The following is a 16,489-nucleotide window of genomic DNA, read 5'->3' on the forward strand; positions in this document are numbered from 1 at the left end:
AACCATTGTATTCAGAAAAGTGAAACGATATAATATGTAATATATTGCATATCAATTACTTGTCAGGAGGATGGACGTTGGCGACTCAAAAACAACGGATATACGGTTTTTTTATGGTCATAATCGGAGCTGCATTTTGGGGTTTATCGGGGACGGCTGCCCAGCATTTGTTTGAAACAAGTGATGTGTCGGTGGAGTGGCTTGTCACCGTGCGTTTGCTTTTATCAGGTCTGCTCCTGCTGATCATCATATCTGCCGGTAACAACAGACATGCAGTGTGGGCGATATGGAAGGATCAGAAATCGGCTATCCAGCTGATTGTTTTCGGGATTGCAGGCATGCTGGGCGTTCAGTATACATTTTTAGCTTCAATCGGAACCGGAAATGCTGCTGTGGCTACGCTGCTACAGTATTTGGCGCCCGTTTTGATTATGATGTTTTTGCTTGTGACCAGAAAGAATTCCTTTCAGATAGCGGATATTTGCGCGCTTGTGCTGGCTTTGGGAGGCACTTTTTTACTGCTGACCAATGGCAGCGTCAATCATTTAACCGTTTCGTCCTTGTCTATTATATGGGGGCTGCTTTCTGCCGCGGCTTTGGCCTTTTATACGCTGTACTCCAGCTCTCTTTTGAAAAACTGGGGATCTGCTCTCGTGATTGGCTGGGGAATGCTGATCGGAGGCATTGGCATGAGCTTCATCCATCCCCCATGGGACTTTAATGTACAGGGATGGACGATGTCTGCGAGCGTTTTAGTCGGTTTTATTGTTATATTCGGAACGCTGTTGGGTTTTTATATGTATTTGACCAGTTTGAAATATTTATTTCCGCAAGAAGCGAGCATGCTTGGGTGCACTGAGCCGGTTGCTGCAGTGGCATCCTCCATTCTGTGGCTCGGCGTGCCCTTCGGATTATATCAAGCGCTAGGGGCGGCGTGTATTTTGGTGATGATTTTTGTTTTATCGCAAAAGAAGAACGCCGGCAAAACAGCGGCGTTAAAAAAACAAACCAATATTCAGAGGTGATGCTTTTATGCCAATTCCGTCAAATATCTCGAAGCCTGTCAGACAAACTGCTAAAACGATTGCCTTGGAACAAATTCAAAAGTGGATCGTGGAAGGCATTCTTGCTCCCGGAGAAAAAATCAACGACGACGAGTTAGCGAAAGCGCTTGGCGTCAGCAGAACGCCAGTCAGAGAAGCTCTGCAATTATTGGCGGTACAAGGTTTTGTTGAAATGTCACCGGGAAGAGAAACAAGAATCTCACAAATTGAAAAAAACGATGTTTTCAAGGTGTATCCGCCAATGGCGGCTCTGCAATCCACCGCTGCCGAACTGGCTATCGACAACATTCAGTCATCGCACTTGGAGGAGATGGCTGCGATCAATCAGCAAATGAAGATGGCGATTGACAGAAATGAAATCTATGAAGTGCTTGGGCTTGATAAAGCGTTTCATGATGTCATGATTGATGCCGCCAATAATGAATATATCCGCAATTTCACATCTGTTCTTCATATGCATATTCTTCGACTCGAATATCTTTTTTTTAAATCGCCGCAAAATTCGATTGAAGAACATGAACAAATGATTCAGGCGTGTAAAGAGAAGGATCGGAAAAAAGCGGCCGAGCTGACATACAGCAACTGGATCAAGCCGATTCAGGATATTGCGGATAAATTGAGGTAAAGCAGGCAGAGACGGTACGGTCTCTGCTTTTTTTGCGTTTTTGGGGCATACTATAGCAGATAAACGAGAAGAGTTCCGTACATTCATAGAAAAAGATTTTGTCAAATGAACAAAAAACTGCTGGGAACAATCAAAGAACCATGCCAAGCATCGTGAAGGATGCTTTTCACATTCATGACATCCATTTCCTTTGAAAAAGACAATCGGATTAGGCATCTCTTCGGGGTTTCCTGTGCTGATCGGCGCATTGGCGGATCACACGGATTATGGTTTAACTGCAAGCATCGGGGGTTTTGTTATTAATTTATATGAGGACGTTTTTTAAACAAGCTGAGAAATCCGCTTTGATGAAAAGGATGCCGGCGGACAACAAGTACCGCATGTTCTTATTACCCGAAGATCAGCAAAGAGCTCTCCGCCTGTATTTCAGCTTGCGGACAGATTTTGAAAAGTAAGCTGTTTAAAAGGGTTAAATAATCTTTAATTCAAGATGTTTTACTTGAAAGTAATTTTCACTATCTCTATAATAAAGACTAAGAGAGACAGAATAATCATAATGCATCTGTATGATAATAATTGATGTGTGATTTTTAAAAATGAAAGGGCTGGTAAATATGGCAAAAGTATTATATATCACTGCTCACCCGCATGATGAAGCAACCTCTTACAGTATGGCAACAGGTAAAGCGTTCATCGAATCTTACAAAGAAGCGAATCCAAATGATGAAGTTGTACATATCGATTTGTACAAAGAAAATATCCCGCACATTGACGCGGATGTATTCAGCGGCTGGGGAAAGCTTCAGTCAGGCACAGGCTTTGAAGAGCTTTCTGAAAGTGAAAAAGCGAAAGTCGGCCGTCTGGGAGAGCTTAGCGATCAATTTGCATCTGCTGATAAGTACGTATTCGTGACTCCTTTATGGAACTTCTCATTCCCGCCAGTGATGAAAGCGTATCTTGATTCTGTAGCAGTTGCAGGAAAATCATTCAAATACACTGAACAAGGACCTATTGGCTTGTTAACTGATAAAAAAGCGATTCATATTCAAGCGCGCGGCGGCTACTATTCAGAGGGCCCTGCGGCTGAAATGGAAATGGGCCACCGTTACATCGGCATCATGATGAATTTCTTCGGCGTTCCATCCTTCGATGGTATTTTTGTAGAGGGACATAATGCCGAGCCTGATAAAGCACAGCAAATTAAAGAAGATGCGATCGCGCGTGCGAAAGAAGCAGGAAAAACATTCTAATGAAAAAGCCTCCCCTGATAAAAGGGGGAGGCTTTTGTTTATTGCTTCAGCATAATGGTCCGTTTTTCATCGTTGCTTTTCATCGCGGCTTCAATGATGCGGATGACATCAATACCTTCTTCAGCAGTGACAGGCAGCACGGCGCCTTCCCGTATGCTGTCCGCTATTTTTCGGTAATAGGTAAGGTAAGAGCCATTTACCGATGGAATGGTTTCTGTTTTTTTGTTCTCGCCATGAATGGTTGTCAGCTGTCCGTATAAAGCGGGGTCATCCGCACCCCAGCTGTCATCCTCCGGTTTGCTTCCCGCTCTGAGTGCGTCTTCCTGTGCATCGATTCCGTATTTGATAAAGCTGGAATGCTGTCCGTGGATTTGATAACGGGGGCCGTTTGCCGGAACGATCGATCCTCCGTAAAGAATGGCTTGGAGCTTGCCGTAATCCATTATCAAATGAAAATAGTCAACGGCTCCGGCGTTTTCACGCTGGGTCATCACGTTTGCCGTAACAGCTTTCGGCATTCCGAACAAATGGAGGGTTTGGTCTATAATGTGAGAGCCGAGATCATACAGCGTACCAGTGGCAACGCCTTCTTTTTCCCGCCACCGTGCTTGAACCTCAGGACTGTAGCGATCATAGGAGACTTGATATGTATTGATATCTTCAAGGGATCCATCAGCGATCAGCTTTTTAATCGTTAAAAAGTCGTTATCCCAGCGCCGATTATGATAGACACTTAACAATACGCCTTTTTCAACGGCAGCCTGCTTTAATTTTTCCCCTTCTTCAGCTGTCGCTGTCATCGGTTTTTCCATTACAACGTGTTTTCCGGCCTGAATGCATGCCATGGCATGCTCATAATGAAGGCCGCTCGGGGTGGTGACAATGACAAGTTCAATGGCCGGATCATTTGTCATTTCCTCAAGCTCATGCACAACTTCTGCATCCGGAAAATCCTGTTTCACTTCTTCTGTCCGCGATGTCATGACTTTACTGATGTGATACTCATCCAGAACAGCAAGCAGCGGCGCGTGAAAAACCGAACCAGACAGCCCGTACCCTAATACGCCAACCTTTATCGTATCCACTTTTCTTCTCTCCTTTAAAAGCGTTTTCATAAAAGGTATATACCCTTCTGATCAAATGGTAAAACCTAACTGATTCATTTTTTTGCCGCGTCAAGCTTAGACAACAGTTTGGACAATCAGTATAATGGGAATGAATATAAGAAACAGGGGTGTGCACATGGAGCATAACGAACATAAAACATTAAACCATAAAAGCTCAAAAGAAAAGGATCAAATCACAAACCGGCTGAAGCGGATAGAAGGCCAAGTCAGAGGTATTCAAAACATGGTGGAAAACGATAGGTATTGTGTAGATATTCTTGTGCAGATATCTGCTGTTCAAGCGGCGATGCAAAAGGTCGCTCTCCACTTGCTTGAGGACCACACCCATCATTGTGTAGCGGATGCCATCAAAAGCGGAGACGGGGACCAAGCCATTTCTGAGCTATTGGACGTATTTAAAAAGTTCACAAAATCATAAAGTCTTTTTATATTGTAATACCCTACGGGGGTATGGTAGCATAAAAATAGAAAGAACAAACAGGAGGAATTCATATGGACCAAAAAACATTGCAAGTTGAAGGAATGTCATGTCAGCACTGCGTCAAAGCAGTAGAAACGAGCGTGGGAGAACTGGATGGGGTAAGTGCTGTGCATGTCAATCTGGAAGCGGGAAAAGTCGATATTTCGTTTGATGCTGACAAAGTATCAGTCAAAGACATTGCGGATGCGATAGAAGATCAGGGCTATGATGTAGCCGATTGATTCAAGGTATCGCGCCTTTATGAAGGCGCGGTATTTCTTTCATTTTTATATACCCCCCTGGTGTATATAAAGGAGTGAGTATGTTGAGTGAACAAAAGGAAATTGCGATGCAGGTATCTGGTATGACCTGTGCGGCATGTGCCTCCAGAATTGAAAAAGGCCTCAAGCGGATGCCGGGTGTCACGGATGCCAATGTCAATATGGCAACGGAAACCTCAAATGTCACCTACGATCCTGCTGAAACAGGAGCTGCAGCGATTCAGGAAAAAATTGAAAAGCTGGGCTATCACGTCATAACAGAAAAAGCTGAATTCGATATTGAAGGCATGACGTGTGCGGCTTGCGCCAATCGGATTGAAAAGCGGCTTAACAAAATAGAAGGCGTCACAAAAGCTCCTGTAAACTTCGCTTTAGAAACGGTTGCGGTCGAGTACAATCCAAAAGAAGCGTCTGTCAGCGAGTTGAAAGAAGCGATAGATAAACTGGGATATAAGCTTAAGCTGAAAGACGATGAACAACGGGATTCCGCAGCTTCTAAAAAGAAAGAAGAACGGAAGCAAACGGCGAGACTGATCTTTTCAGCGGTTCTATCGTTTCCGCTACTTTGGGCGATGGTGAGCCATTTTACATTTACCTCGTTCATTTGGGTGCCGGATATATTCCTTAATCCGTGGATGCAGTTTGCGCTGGCGACTCCAGTGCAGTTTCTGATCGGCTGGCCGTTTTATACGGGTGCGTATAAGGCGCTCAGAAATAAAAGCGCTAATATGGATGTGTTGGTTGCGCTAGGAACGACGGCTGCTTATGCTTATAGCCTTTATATTACGATCCAAAGCCTCGGTTCCCATGGCCATACAGCCGGCCTTTACTATGAAACAAGCGCGATATTGCTGACGCTGATTTTGTTAGGGAAGCTGTTTGAAACAAAAGCAAAGGGCCGTTCTTCGGATGCCATTAAAAAGCTGATGAAGCTTCAAGCGAAAACAGCGACTGTCGTAAGAGACGGACAGGAGCAAATCATACCCATAGAAGAAGTGCTGGTAAACGACATTGTTTACGTCAAACCGGGCGAACGAATTCCTGTCGATGGAGAAGTGATTGAAGGCCGCTCGGCTGTAGATGAATCGATGATTACAGGAGAAAGCCTTCCAGTTGATAAAAATCCGGGTGACAGCGTGACAGGCGCAACCGTTAACTCAAATGGATTTCTGAAAATCAAAGCTATCAATGTCGGAAAGGATACCGCGCTTTCTCATATCATTAAAATCGTCGAGGAAGCACAAGGGTCAAAAGCGCCGATCCAGCGTCTCGCTGATCAGATATCCGGCATTTTTGTCCCCATTGTATTGGGGATTGCCGTTCTCACTTTCCTCATTTGGTATCTCTGGGCGGCTCCCGGCGATTTTGCCGAAGCGATCAGTAAGGTTATTGCGGTGCTCGTCATCGCCTGCCCTTGTGCGCTGGGCCTTGCCACTCCGACGAGCATTATGGCTGGATCTGGCCGCGCGGCTGAATTCGGGATTCTCTTTAAAGGCGGCGAACATTTAGAAAAAACACATCGTCTCGATACGATTGTTCTCGATAAAACCGGAACTGTGACAAACGGGAAGCCGCGATTGACAGATGCCATTCCATTCGGCCATTTCGAAGAGACAGAACTGCTTCAGTTTACGGCGGCGGCTGAAACGGGATCGGAGCATCCGCTCGGCGAAGCGATTGTTGCCGGCGTGAAAGGAAAAGGGCTTGAAATACCGAAGCTGAACAGCTTTGAAGCAAAGGTAGGCGCAGGCATTTTGGCTGAAGCCGGAGGCAAAACCATTCTCGTCGGCACAAGAAAGTTAATGGAGAGCGAACAGATCGAACATGGGGATCTTCTTGCCCAAATGGAAGAACTTGAGGCAGAAGGGAAAACGGTTATGCTTGTCTCGATTAATGGTGAAGCCGCGGGGCTTGTAGCTGTTGCCGATACGATAAAAGACACGTCACGAGAGGCAGTGGCCCGTCTGAATGCGTTAGGCTTGGATGTCATCATGATGACAGGTGACAATCGCAGAACTGCAGAAGCCATCGCGAAGGAAGCGGGAATTACGAGTGTCATTGCGGAAGTCCTTCCTGAACAAAAGGCGGCAGAAATTTCCCGCCTGCAAAAAGAAGGGCGCCAGACGGCCATGGTAGGCGACGGAATTAACGATGCGCCGGCGCTAGCTACAGCCGATATCGGCATGGCGATTGGAACAGGTACGGATATTGCCATGGAAACAGCGGACATTACGCTTATACGCGGCGATTTGAATAGCATTGCTGATGCAATCCGCATGAGCAGATTAACGATGAAAAACATTAAACAAAACTTATTCTGGGCGCTTGGCTATAACAGCCTCGGCATCCCGATCGCAGCGCTCGGATTTTTAGCGCCATGGATAGCGGGAGCAGCAATGGCATTCAGCTCCGTTTCCGTTGTTCTGAATGCGTTGCGTCTGCAAAAAGTAAAATAAATATGCCGGTTTTTCAGCTTATCGAGAAACCCTCAGATTCGTTGTCAGGCCTGCGCGTTGGTGCTCAATGAAAGAATGGAACGGCGGTTAAATTCCAGACGTCCTGTCTAAAGGCCGCCGTCATCACATCCTGTGAAAGTCTGCTCCAATGCTCGTCCTTTCTAGATTTCAAGGGTGTTCAATCATGCTGTCAACAACCGAAAAACCGGCGATATGCCGGTTTTTGTTTATCATTGACACTTTCTTGGTAAAAGCCATATAATAAATGTAATCAATATATGATTATATGCTCATATATATAATTTAGTTGCCGACACTCATTGATACGCTTTGAAGAGGGAACCCTAAATCGGAAGGTAAGGTGAGACTAGTGAAACAGGAATACATTCTGGACGGTTTGGATTGCAGCAATTGTGCCCAAAAAATTGAAAACGGAGTTAAAGGCATAAAAGGCATTGACGGATGCGCGGTAAATTTTGCGGCAAGCACCTTGACTGTCTCAGCCGGTGGGAAAGAAGAGCAATGGGTCGCCAATAAGGTAGAGAAAAAAGTAAAATCAATCGATCCGCATGTAACAGTTCGCCAAAAGCATAAAAAGAAATCAGCTGAAGACGGCTATCGCAATCGAATGATCAATATGCTGATCAGAATGGCAGTTGCTGTCATTTTAGGAGCAGCGGCATATGTCGTTCATTCCGGAACAATCGAATTTTTCCTTTTCCTCGCTGCCTATTTGATCATCGGCGGTGATATTGTCATCCGGGCAATCAAAAACATCAGCCGCGGTCAGGTGTTTGATGAGCATTTCTTAATGGCCCTTGCCACAATCGGCGCTTTTCTGATTAAGCAATACCCTGAAGGCGTTGCCGTTATGCTGTTTTACCAAATCGGTGAGCTTTTTCAAGGAGCCGCGGTCAGCCGTTCCAGAAAATCAATCAGTGCGTTAATGGACATACGGCCTGATTACGCCAATGTCAAAACAAAGAACGGCATCGAACTGGTTTCTCCAGAGGACGTAAAGATAGGAGACATCATTGTGGTAAATCCCGGAGAAAGCATACCCCTTGACGGTAAGGTCGTACAAGGATCAGCGATGGTTGATACGTCTGCATTGACAGGTGAGTCTGTTCCAAGAAAAGCTACAGAAGGACAAGATGTGATGTCAGGCTTTATCAATCAAAACGGCGTTCTGCATATTGAAGTCACAAAGGGCTATCAGGAATCTGCAGTATCAAAAATATTAGATTTGGTTCAAAATGCGAGCAGCCGTAAAGCCCGGACAGAAAACTTTATCACGAAGTTTGCCAAGTATTATACACCTGCTGTCGTGATCATCGCGGTATTGCTGGCCTTTGTCCCGCCGCTGGTTATTCCCGGCGCCGCACTTTCCGATTGGGTGTACCGCGCGCTTATTTTCTTAGTGATTTCTTGTCCATGTGCGCTTGTTGTCTCTATACCGCTCGGTTTCTTCGGCGGAATCGGCGCAGCCTCTAAGGCCGGAGTGCTTGTGAAGGGAAGCAATTATTTAGAAGCCTTGAATCAAGTTAAATACGCGGTGTTTGATAAGACAGGAACATTAACAAAAGGCAGTTTTGAAGTGACAGAAATTAAACCCGCGGAAGGATTTACAAAGGAAAAATTACTTGAAGCGGCGGCATATGCTGAGCTTCATTCCCAGCATCCTATTGCTGAATCTGTGCGTAAAGCTTACGGAAAGACGCTTTCCTCTGACGCGATAGAGTCATATGAGGAAATATCCGGCCACGGCATTTTTGCAAAAGTAAACGGAACAGAAATCCTTGCTGGGAATCAGAAGCTCATGGAAAGAGAACAGATTAAAGGCGTCCCGGATCAAAAAGCAGGAACAATCGTACACATTGCTGTTGATCAACATTATGCCGGAGCAATCATCATAGCGGATGAAGCAAAAGAAGACGCGGCACAGGCGATTGCTGATCTGAAGTCGCTTGGAATCAAACAGACAATTATGCTGACAGGTGATTCAAAACAAACGGGAGAAGCCGTCGGAAAACAGCTTGGCATCGACGAGGTATATGCGGAGTTGCTGCCGCAGGATAAAGTCGCGCGGGGTGAAGCATTAGAAGCCAAGCTTTCGCCAAATGAAAAACTCATTTTTGTCGGTGACGGCATCAATGATACGCCGGTGCTTGCGCGCGCGGATATCGGAGCGGCCATGGGCGGCCTTGGCTCAGACGCCGCGGTAGAAGCAGCAGACGTCGTGCTGATGACAGATCAGCCTTCAAAAATAGCCGAAGCGATTCGGATTGCCAAACGGACACGGCGGATCGTATGGCAAAACATCGGCTTTGCTTTAGGCGTGAAAGCGATCTTTCTCATTCTCGGAGCATTCGGAATTGCAACTATGTGGGAAGCGGTTTTCTCAGATGTCGGCGTTACGCTGCTCGCTGTGGCAAACGCCATGCGCGTTATGCGTCTCAAAAACAGATAAATTGTCGGAGAGAATTCATTTTTTCGGGCTTTTCTTATCGGCGCTTGTCTTGTTAAAATAAAGAAGCGGGTCAATTGCGATCCGCTTCTTTTTTATAATTTTAAAACGATGAGGTGTCGGAGTGAAAAAGAAACAGCAGTCTTCTGCGAAATTCGCGGTCATCCTTACGGTTGTGGTTGTTGTCTTGTTAGCAGCCATTGTCATTATTAATAACAAAACGGAACAAGGCAATGAAGCGGTTTCCGGACAGCCGTCTATCAAAGGCCAGCCTGTGCTCGGCAAGGATGATGCACCGGTAACTGTAGTTGAATTCGGAGATTATAAATGTCCGTCTTGTAAAATGTTTAACAGTGACATCTTCCCAAAAATACAGAAAGACTTTATTGATAAGGGCGATGTGAAATTTTCATTCGTGAACGTCATGTTCCATGGAAAAGGTTCAATATTAGCGGCTCTTGCATCAGAAGAAGTATGGAAAGAAGATCCTGACTCTTTCTGGGCATTCCATGAAAAGCTGTTCGACAAACAGCCGGACACAGAACAGGAATGGGTAACCCCGGCCGTTCTCGGTGATGTTGCCAAAAGCACCACGAAGGTCAATCCTGAGACGCTCAAGGACAATCTTGATAAGGAAACATTCGCTTCCCAAGTGGAAAGAGATTCCGAACTTAATCAAAAAATGAACATAAAAGCAACCCCGACGATTTACGTCAATGATAAAGTGATCAAAAAATTTGCGGATTATGATGAAATCAAAGAAACGATAGAAAAAGAGCTGAAAGGGAAGTAAATCATATGAAAAATAGAATTGTATGTTTATATGCTTCCTGGGTTGTCGCTCTTACCGCTATGCTCGGCAGCCTGTATTTCAGTGAAATCAAAAAGTTTATTCCATGTGAACTGTGCTGGTACCAGCGTATCCTCATGTATCCGCTCGTCCTGATTTTAGGAATCGCCACCTTTCAAGGGGACACACGCGTGAAAAAATATGCGCTTCCGATGGCGATTATCGGGGCATTTATTTCGATCATGCATTACTTAGAGCAGAAAGTGCCGGGCTTTTCCGGCATTAAGCCTTGTGTAAGCGGCGTGCCGTGCTCAGGCCAATATATTAACTGGTTCGGTTTTATGACCATTCCATTTCTAGCCCTGATTGCTTTTATCTTGATTATTGTTTTTATGTGTCTGCTGAAAGGCGAAAAATCTGAATAACCAAAAAGCGTCCGCTTATACCGGGCGTTTTTTCATCTGTAAATGACAGCTCAATAGCATTTGGTGTACTCCCTCTAAATTTATCTTTTTTTATCGTGAAAATGTTATTGATTTTACGCTTGAGCGATTATAAAATCTAGAGGTCGTCAGAAAATTTAACAAACATAAAGGGAGTCATCAGAATGGCTTGGGAGCTGCTCAGTGTGATTGGCATCATTGCGTTTGCAGTCAGCGGCGCAATTGTTGCGATGGAAGAGGAATATGATATTTTAGGAGTTTATATATTAGGGATTGTCACAGCTTTTGGAGGAGGAGCGATCCGCAATTTGCTGATCGGTGTTCCGGTGTCGGCATTATGGGAGCAGGGCGCGTACTTTCAAATCGCCCTCCTCTCCATTACGATTGTGTTTCTGTTTCCGAAGCTGCTGCTGAGGCATTGGAACAAGTGGGGCAACTTATCAGATGCGATCGGTCTCGCGGCCTTCGCCATCCAAGGCGCACTGTATGCCGTCAAAATGGGTCATCCGCTTAGTGCCGTTATCGTGGCTGCGGTCCTGACGGGAAGCGGCGGTGGAATCATTCGCGATCTTCTTGCCGGACGCAAACCGCTTGTGCTGAAAGCGGAAATTTATGCGGTCTGGGCGGCTCTCGGCGGTTTAATCGTCGGCTTGGGCTGGCTGGGAAACTCATTTGGCTTGTACGTTCTGTTTTTCGTGCTCGTTGTTTGCCGCGTTTGTTCCTATATGTTTAATTGGAAGCTGCCAAACCGTTCTTTTCGCTTAGATAACTAACATCATAAAAAAACCGATTTCAATTTGAAATCGGTTTTTTTGCATATAAATAACCCAAACCTTGATAGATATTGGGTAAATGTGCTAAGATAAATTGTATTTGCTTGTTTTTATCATATTTATAATATATATCCAATTTTATTTTACAGTATTTCATCTGAATTTGTCAACTATTTTCTGGAGGTGCCGTCCATGAATCAGCAGGATAAGGAATGGAAGGAAGAACAGTCAAGAATAGATGAGGTACTGCAGGAGCTCGGCCGAAAAGAGCGGTTTCTGGAAACGTCTGCAGGCGGGTTAAAGCATGATATTATCGGATTAAGAAAAAGCTTTTGGGAGGATGTTACGGTCAATCTTGATGATACCCATGAAGCGGTTGAAACGATGGCAAGCATTAAGCAGCAGGCGGAGCTGCTGTCTGATCGGGAACGAAATCATCGGCGTATGGATCAGCAGCTCAAACGAATTCATCAATTAAAAGCATCGCCTTATTTCGGCCGGATTGATTTTATTGAAAACGGCGAGGAACAGGCAGAGCGAATTTATATCGGCTTAGCTTCTTGCATGGATGAGAAGGAGGAACACTTTCTGATCTATGACTGGAGGGCGCCGATATCTAGTATGTACTACAATTATTCCCCAGGAAAAGCGGAGTACGAAGTGCCCGGAGAAACGATAGAAGGCGAAATGGTGCTGAAACGCCAGTTTATCATTAAAAACGGCGCTCTCAAGGCATTGTTTAATACTGATATGACGATCGGTGATGAAATGCTGCAAGAGGTCTTGAGCCATCAATCTGATACCCAAATGAAAAACATCGTGTCTACAATTCAGAAAGAACAAAATCAGATTATCCGTAATGAAAAAAGCAAATTTCTGATCGTGCAGGGAGCAGCTGGCAGCGGGAAAACATCGGCAGCACTCCAGCGCGTCGCTTATTTGTTATACAGGTACCGCGGCGTTATTGATGCCGGACAAATCGTTTTATTTTCTCCAAACTTTTTATTTAACAGCTATGTCTCCTCTGTTTTGCCTGAGTTAGGGGAAGAGAATATGGAACAGGCGACGTTTCAGGAATATATCGAGCACCGGCTTGGCCGCAAGTTCCTATGTGAAAGCCCCTTTGATCAGCTCGAATATTGCCTGAGCGAATCAAAGAAAGGCGGTTTTCCGTCAAGGCTTACGGCAATCACATGGAAGGCGGGCTTATCTTTTCAGCAATTCATTGATGAATACGTCAGCCGGCTGTCCTCCGAAGGAATGATCTTTAAAAATATCGTCTTCCGCGGACAAAAACTGATTACAAAGGAACAAATTCAATCCTATTTTTACTCATTGGATCAACACCAGTCCATTCCGAACCGGATGGAGCAAACGGCAAAGTGGCTGCTGAGTGAACTTAATACATTTGAGAAAAAGGAACGGCGTAAGGATTGGGTCGTTCAGGAAGCTGAGCTGCTCGACAAAGAGGATTACCTGGACGTGTACAAAAAACTCCAGGAAAGGAAACAGTTCAGTGAGAGCACGTTTAACGATTATCAAAGAGAGCAGCAACTGCTTGCCGCCATCATTGTGAAAAAGGCGTTCAATCCGCTCAAACAGGCGGTCAGGCTCTTTGCGTTTCTGGATGTCAAACAGCTGTATTTGCATTTGTTTTCCAGCTGGGGAGGGAAATTTCAGCATGCGGAGACGGCAGCGATAGGAGCGCTGACCCGATCGGCATTTGCGGAAAATAAATTGCTCTATGAGGATGCGGCGCCGTTTCTTTATATGCAGGATTTGATCGAAGGCAGAAAGAAAAATACGAAGATCAAACATCTTTTTATCGACGAAGCTCAGGACTATTCACCGTTTCAGATGGCTTACATGAGAAGCATTTTTCCGGCCGCCAGCATGACAGTGCTCGGTGATATCAATCAGTCCATCTACGCCCATACCATACATGGCGCAAAGCATATGGATGCGTGCTTTGAAGGTGAGCCGGCTGAATATATTCGTTTAAAGAGAACGTACAGATCGACAAGGCAGATTGTCGATCTAACAAAAGCGATGCTTCAGGACGGAGCGGATATTGAGCCTTTTAACAGAAACGGGGAAATGCCTCTCGTTTTCAAAACCGAAGGGCGTGAGGATCTTTGTCAAAAGCTCACGAAAGAAATGGAACGGCTCAAGAAGCAAGGGCATGAAACGATCGCCGTCATTTGCAAGACTGCCCAGCAATGCATACAGGCGCACGCTTACATAAGCGAATATATAGATATCCGGCTGATTCATAAAGAAAATCAAACATTTCAAAAGGGAGTTTGTGTCATTCCGGTTTATTTAGCGAAGGGAATTGAGTTTGACGCAGTCCTTGTCTATGATGCATCGGAAGAACATTATCAAACAGAGCACGACCGCAGGCTCTTATACACTGCCTGCACCCGGGCGATGCATATGCTGGCGGTGTTATATACAGGTAAGGCAAGTCCTTTTGTAACGGCCGTGCCGCCCCACTTATATCAGAATGCTGAGTGAAGAGAAGGGGAACCTTCTCTTTTTAGCGTGCCGACAAACCCTCGCTTGTTGTCAAGCATGCGTATTGGTGCTCACTTGAAAAAAACTCAGCGGCTAAATGCTCGAGATCCTGCCCAAACGCCGCTGTCACCCCATCCTGCAGAAGTCTGCCCCAATGTACGTCCTTCCTAGAATTCAAGGGTTAAAGATGACAAAACCCTAAAGCTACGTTTATTTGTGTAGAGAAGGACTCCTTCTCTTTTTCTATTTAAATGAAAGAAACAAGGCGGTTTTATCATTAGGAATCTTAATAGTTATCATCATGTAAATATATTTTACTTAAACCTAGTATTCCGGTAAAGTTCAATTAGATGCAATTTTCGATCAGTTTATAACTTTGTGAGGTGGATACGTTGCAACTTCAGGTAATGAACAGTCCGTTTAATCAGGAGCAGGCAGAGCTCCTTAACCGCCTTCTGCCAACTTTGACCGAATCTCAGAAAATCTGGCTGAGCGGATATTTATCCGCGCAATCCGTTCCCGCCCAAGAAACCGCGGGGGCCCCTGCGGCTATTGTGTCTGAAGAAGCGGCGGCACCGGCCGTTTCAAAAGAAGTGACCGTTCTTTATGGTTCACAGACGGGAAACGCACAGGGGCTTGCAGAAAATGCCGGCAAGCAGCTTGAGGAGCGCGGTTTTCAAGTCACTGTCTCATCCATGAGCGATTTTAAGCCGAATCAGCTGAAGAAAATCAACAATCTTTTGATCGTCGTCAGCACGCACGGTGAAGGTGAGCCGCCTGATAACGCGCTGTCGTTTCATGAATTTTTGCATGGAAGACGGGCGCCTAAGCTTGAAGACCTTCGTTTTTCTGTTTTGGCGCTTGGTGACAGCTCGTACGAATTTTTCTGCCAGACAGGGAAGGAATTTGATCAGCGCTTAGAAGAAATCGGCGGCAAACGAATTTCTCCGCGCGTTGATTGCGATCTTGACTATGATGAGCCGGCAGCTGAATGGCTTGAGGGTGTATTTGAGGGCTTAAGTGAAGCCGGGGGCGGAAGCGCCGCACCTGCGCCAGGAGCAGCTTCGCCTCAAATCGGTGAGTCTTCTTACTCCAGAACAAACCCGTTTCGGGCTGAAGTGTTAGAAAATTTAAATTTGAACGGCCGAGGATCAAATAAAGAAACACGCCATGTCGAGCTGTCTCTTGAAGGATCTGGCCTGACTTATGAGCCTGGTGACAGCCTCGGCGTCTATCCGGAAAACGATCCGGAGCTTGTTGAGCTGCTGCTTAAGGAAATGAATTGGAACCCCGAAGAAATTGTGACCCTTAATAAGCAAGGTGATGTACGGCCGCTTAAAGAAGCGCTGATTTCTCACTATGAAATTACTGTTCTCACAAAACCGCTTCTTGAACAGGCTGCCCAGCTGTCAGGGAGCGATGGGCTTAGAGAGCTTTTAGCCCCGGGAAATGAGGGGAACGTAAAAGCATATCTTGAAGGACGCGATTTGCTTGATCTCGTTCGTGATTATGGCCCGTTCAGCGTATCGGCGCAGGAGTTTGTTTCGATTCTGCGAAAAATGCCGGCCCGACTCTATTCAATCGCGAGCAGTTTATCCGCTAATCCGGATGAAGTACATGTAACGATCGGCGCAGTCCGCTACGATGCGCACGGCCGTGAACGAAAAGGCGTCTGCTCGATTTTATGCGCGGAGCGTCTGCAACCAGGAGACACACTGCCTGTTTATGTCCAGCATAATCAAAACTTTAAGCTTCCGAAAGATCCTGAAACACCGATTATCATGGTCGGCCCTGGGACAGGCGTCGCGCCGTTCCGTTCCTTTATGCAGGAGCGTGAGGAGGCAGGAGTGGAAGGCAAAGCATGGATGTTCTTTGGCGATCAGCATTTTGTCACGGATTTCCTTTATCAGACAGAGTGGCAGAATTGGATCAAAGACGGTGTGCTGACAAAAATGGATGTGGCGTTCTCACGTGATACGGAAGAAAAAGTATATGTGCAGCACCGCATGCTTGAACAGAGTGCAGCATTGTTCGAATGGCTTCAAGAAGGCGCGGCTGTTTACATTTGCGGTGATGAAAAACACATGGCGCATGACGTCCATCACACATTACTTGACATTATCGAGAAAGAAGGCAATATGAGCCGCGAAGAAGCAGAAGCTTATCTTGCCGATATGCAGCAGCAAAAACGCTATCAGCGTGATGTATACTGATTTGACTTGAAAGGAGTTTTTCA

The 16,489-nt window shown here is 45.6% G+C and carries 13 protein-coding genes and 1 pseudogene; 13 read left to right on the forward strand and 1 reads right to left on the reverse strand.

Translation table 11 applies throughout. The features are described from left to right. Positions 1-77 precede the first annotated feature (77 nt). The 4 genes and pseudogenes from ACMX2I_RS04445 (at position 78) to azoRB (ending at position 2,939) form a co-directional block, all read left to right on the forward strand. A complete protein-coding gene (locus ACMX2I_RS04445) occupies positions 78-1,025 on the forward strand; it encodes an EamA family transporter (protein ID WP_414956290.1) in 948 nt (315 codons plus the stop codon). Positions 1,026-1,032: 7 nt separating this feature from the next. Then, a complete protein-coding gene (locus ACMX2I_RS04450) occupies positions 1,033-1,689 on the forward strand; it encodes a GntR family transcriptional regulator (protein ID WP_394715088.1) in 657 nt (218 codons plus the stop codon). A gap of 140 nt (positions 1,690-1,829) precedes the next feature. Then, positions 1,830-1,987: pseudogene (locus ACMX2I_RS04455) on the forward strand (hypothetical protein); the annotation flags it as partial. Between the two features lie 316 nt (positions 1,988-2,303). Further along, a complete protein-coding gene (azoRB, locus tag ACMX2I_RS04460; RefSeq protein WP_003235159.1) occupies positions 2,304-2,939 on the forward strand; it encodes an FMN-dependent NADH-azoreductase AzoRB in 636 nt (211 codons plus the stop codon). A 38-nt stretch (positions 2,940-2,977) separates the two neighbouring features. On the opposite strand, the gene ACMX2I_RS04465 is transcribed toward azoRB, so the two are convergent. Next, a complete protein-coding gene (locus tag ACMX2I_RS04465; RefSeq protein ID WP_414956291.1) occupies positions 2,978-4,054 on the reverse strand; it encodes an oxidoreductase in 1,077 nt (358 codons plus the stop codon). Between the two features lie 127 nt (positions 4,055-4,181). On the opposite strand from ACMX2I_RS04465, the gene csoR reads away from it, so the two are divergent. From csoR to ACMX2I_RS04510, 9 genes are all read left to right on the forward strand, one after another. Then, complete coding sequence (csoR, locus tag ACMX2I_RS04470; RefSeq protein ID WP_087991139.1) at positions 4,182-4,484, forward strand: copper-sensing transcriptional repressor CsoR; 303 nt, start codon at positions 4,182-4,184, stop codon at positions 4,482-4,484. A gap of 74 nt (positions 4,485-4,558) precedes the next feature. Next, the gene (gene copZ / locus ACMX2I_RS04475; RefSeq protein WP_087991138.1) at positions 4,559-4,768 is read left to right on the forward strand and encodes a copper chaperone CopZ; all 210 of its coding nucleotides are present in this window, start codon (positions 4,559-4,561) and stop codon (positions 4,766-4,768) included. 83 nt (positions 4,769-4,851) lie between these two features. Then, positions 4,852-7,263, forward strand: coding sequence for a copper-exporting P-type ATPase CopA (copA, locus tag ACMX2I_RS04480; protein ID WP_414956292.1), 2,412 nt, complete (start codon positions 4,852-4,854; stop codon positions 7,261-7,263). Positions 7,264-7,624: 361 nt separating this feature from the next. Then, positions 7,625-9,733: a heavy metal translocating P-type ATPase gene (locus ACMX2I_RS04485; protein WP_414956293.1), complete on the forward strand. Its 2,109-nt coding sequence runs from the start codon at positions 7,625-7,627 to the stop codon at positions 9,731-9,733. 121 nt (positions 9,734-9,854) lie between these two features. Further along, the gene (locus ACMX2I_RS04490; RefSeq protein WP_253268577.1) at positions 9,855-10,523 is read left to right on the forward strand and encodes a DsbA family protein; all 669 of its coding nucleotides are present in this window, start codon (positions 9,855-9,857) and stop codon (positions 10,521-10,523) included. Positions 10,524-10,528: 5 nt separating this feature from the next. Further along, the gene (locus tag ACMX2I_RS04495) at positions 10,529-10,945 is read left to right on the forward strand and encodes a disulfide oxidoreductase (RefSeq protein WP_087991134.1); all 417 of its coding nucleotides are present in this window, start codon (positions 10,529-10,531) and stop codon (positions 10,943-10,945) included. Positions 10,946-11,127: 182 nt separating this feature from the next. Next, positions 11,128-11,736, forward strand: a complete 609-nt coding sequence (locus ACMX2I_RS04500) for a trimeric intracellular cation channel family protein (protein ID WP_087991133.1) — start codon at positions 11,128-11,130, stop codon at positions 11,734-11,736. Between the two features lie 192 nt (positions 11,737-11,928). Further along, positions 11,929-14,253 (forward strand): RNA polymerase recycling motor HelD, encoded by a 2,325-nt coding sequence (gene helD / locus ACMX2I_RS04505; protein ID WP_414956294.1) that lies wholly within the window; start codon positions 11,929-11,931, stop codon positions 14,251-14,253. A gap of 392 nt (positions 14,254-14,645) precedes the next feature. Further along, complete coding sequence (locus ACMX2I_RS04510; RefSeq protein ID WP_414956295.1) at positions 14,646-16,466, forward strand: assimilatory sulfite reductase (NADPH) flavoprotein subunit; 1,821 nt, start codon at positions 14,646-14,648, stop codon at positions 16,464-16,466. The last annotated feature ends 23 nt before the right edge of the window (positions 16,467-16,489 follow it).

It is taken from the genome of Bacillus sp. SW14, from assembly GCF_047608225.1.
Taxonomy (GTDB): domain Bacteria; phylum Bacillota; class Bacilli; order Bacillales; family Bacillaceae; genus Bacillus; species Bacillus subtilis_G.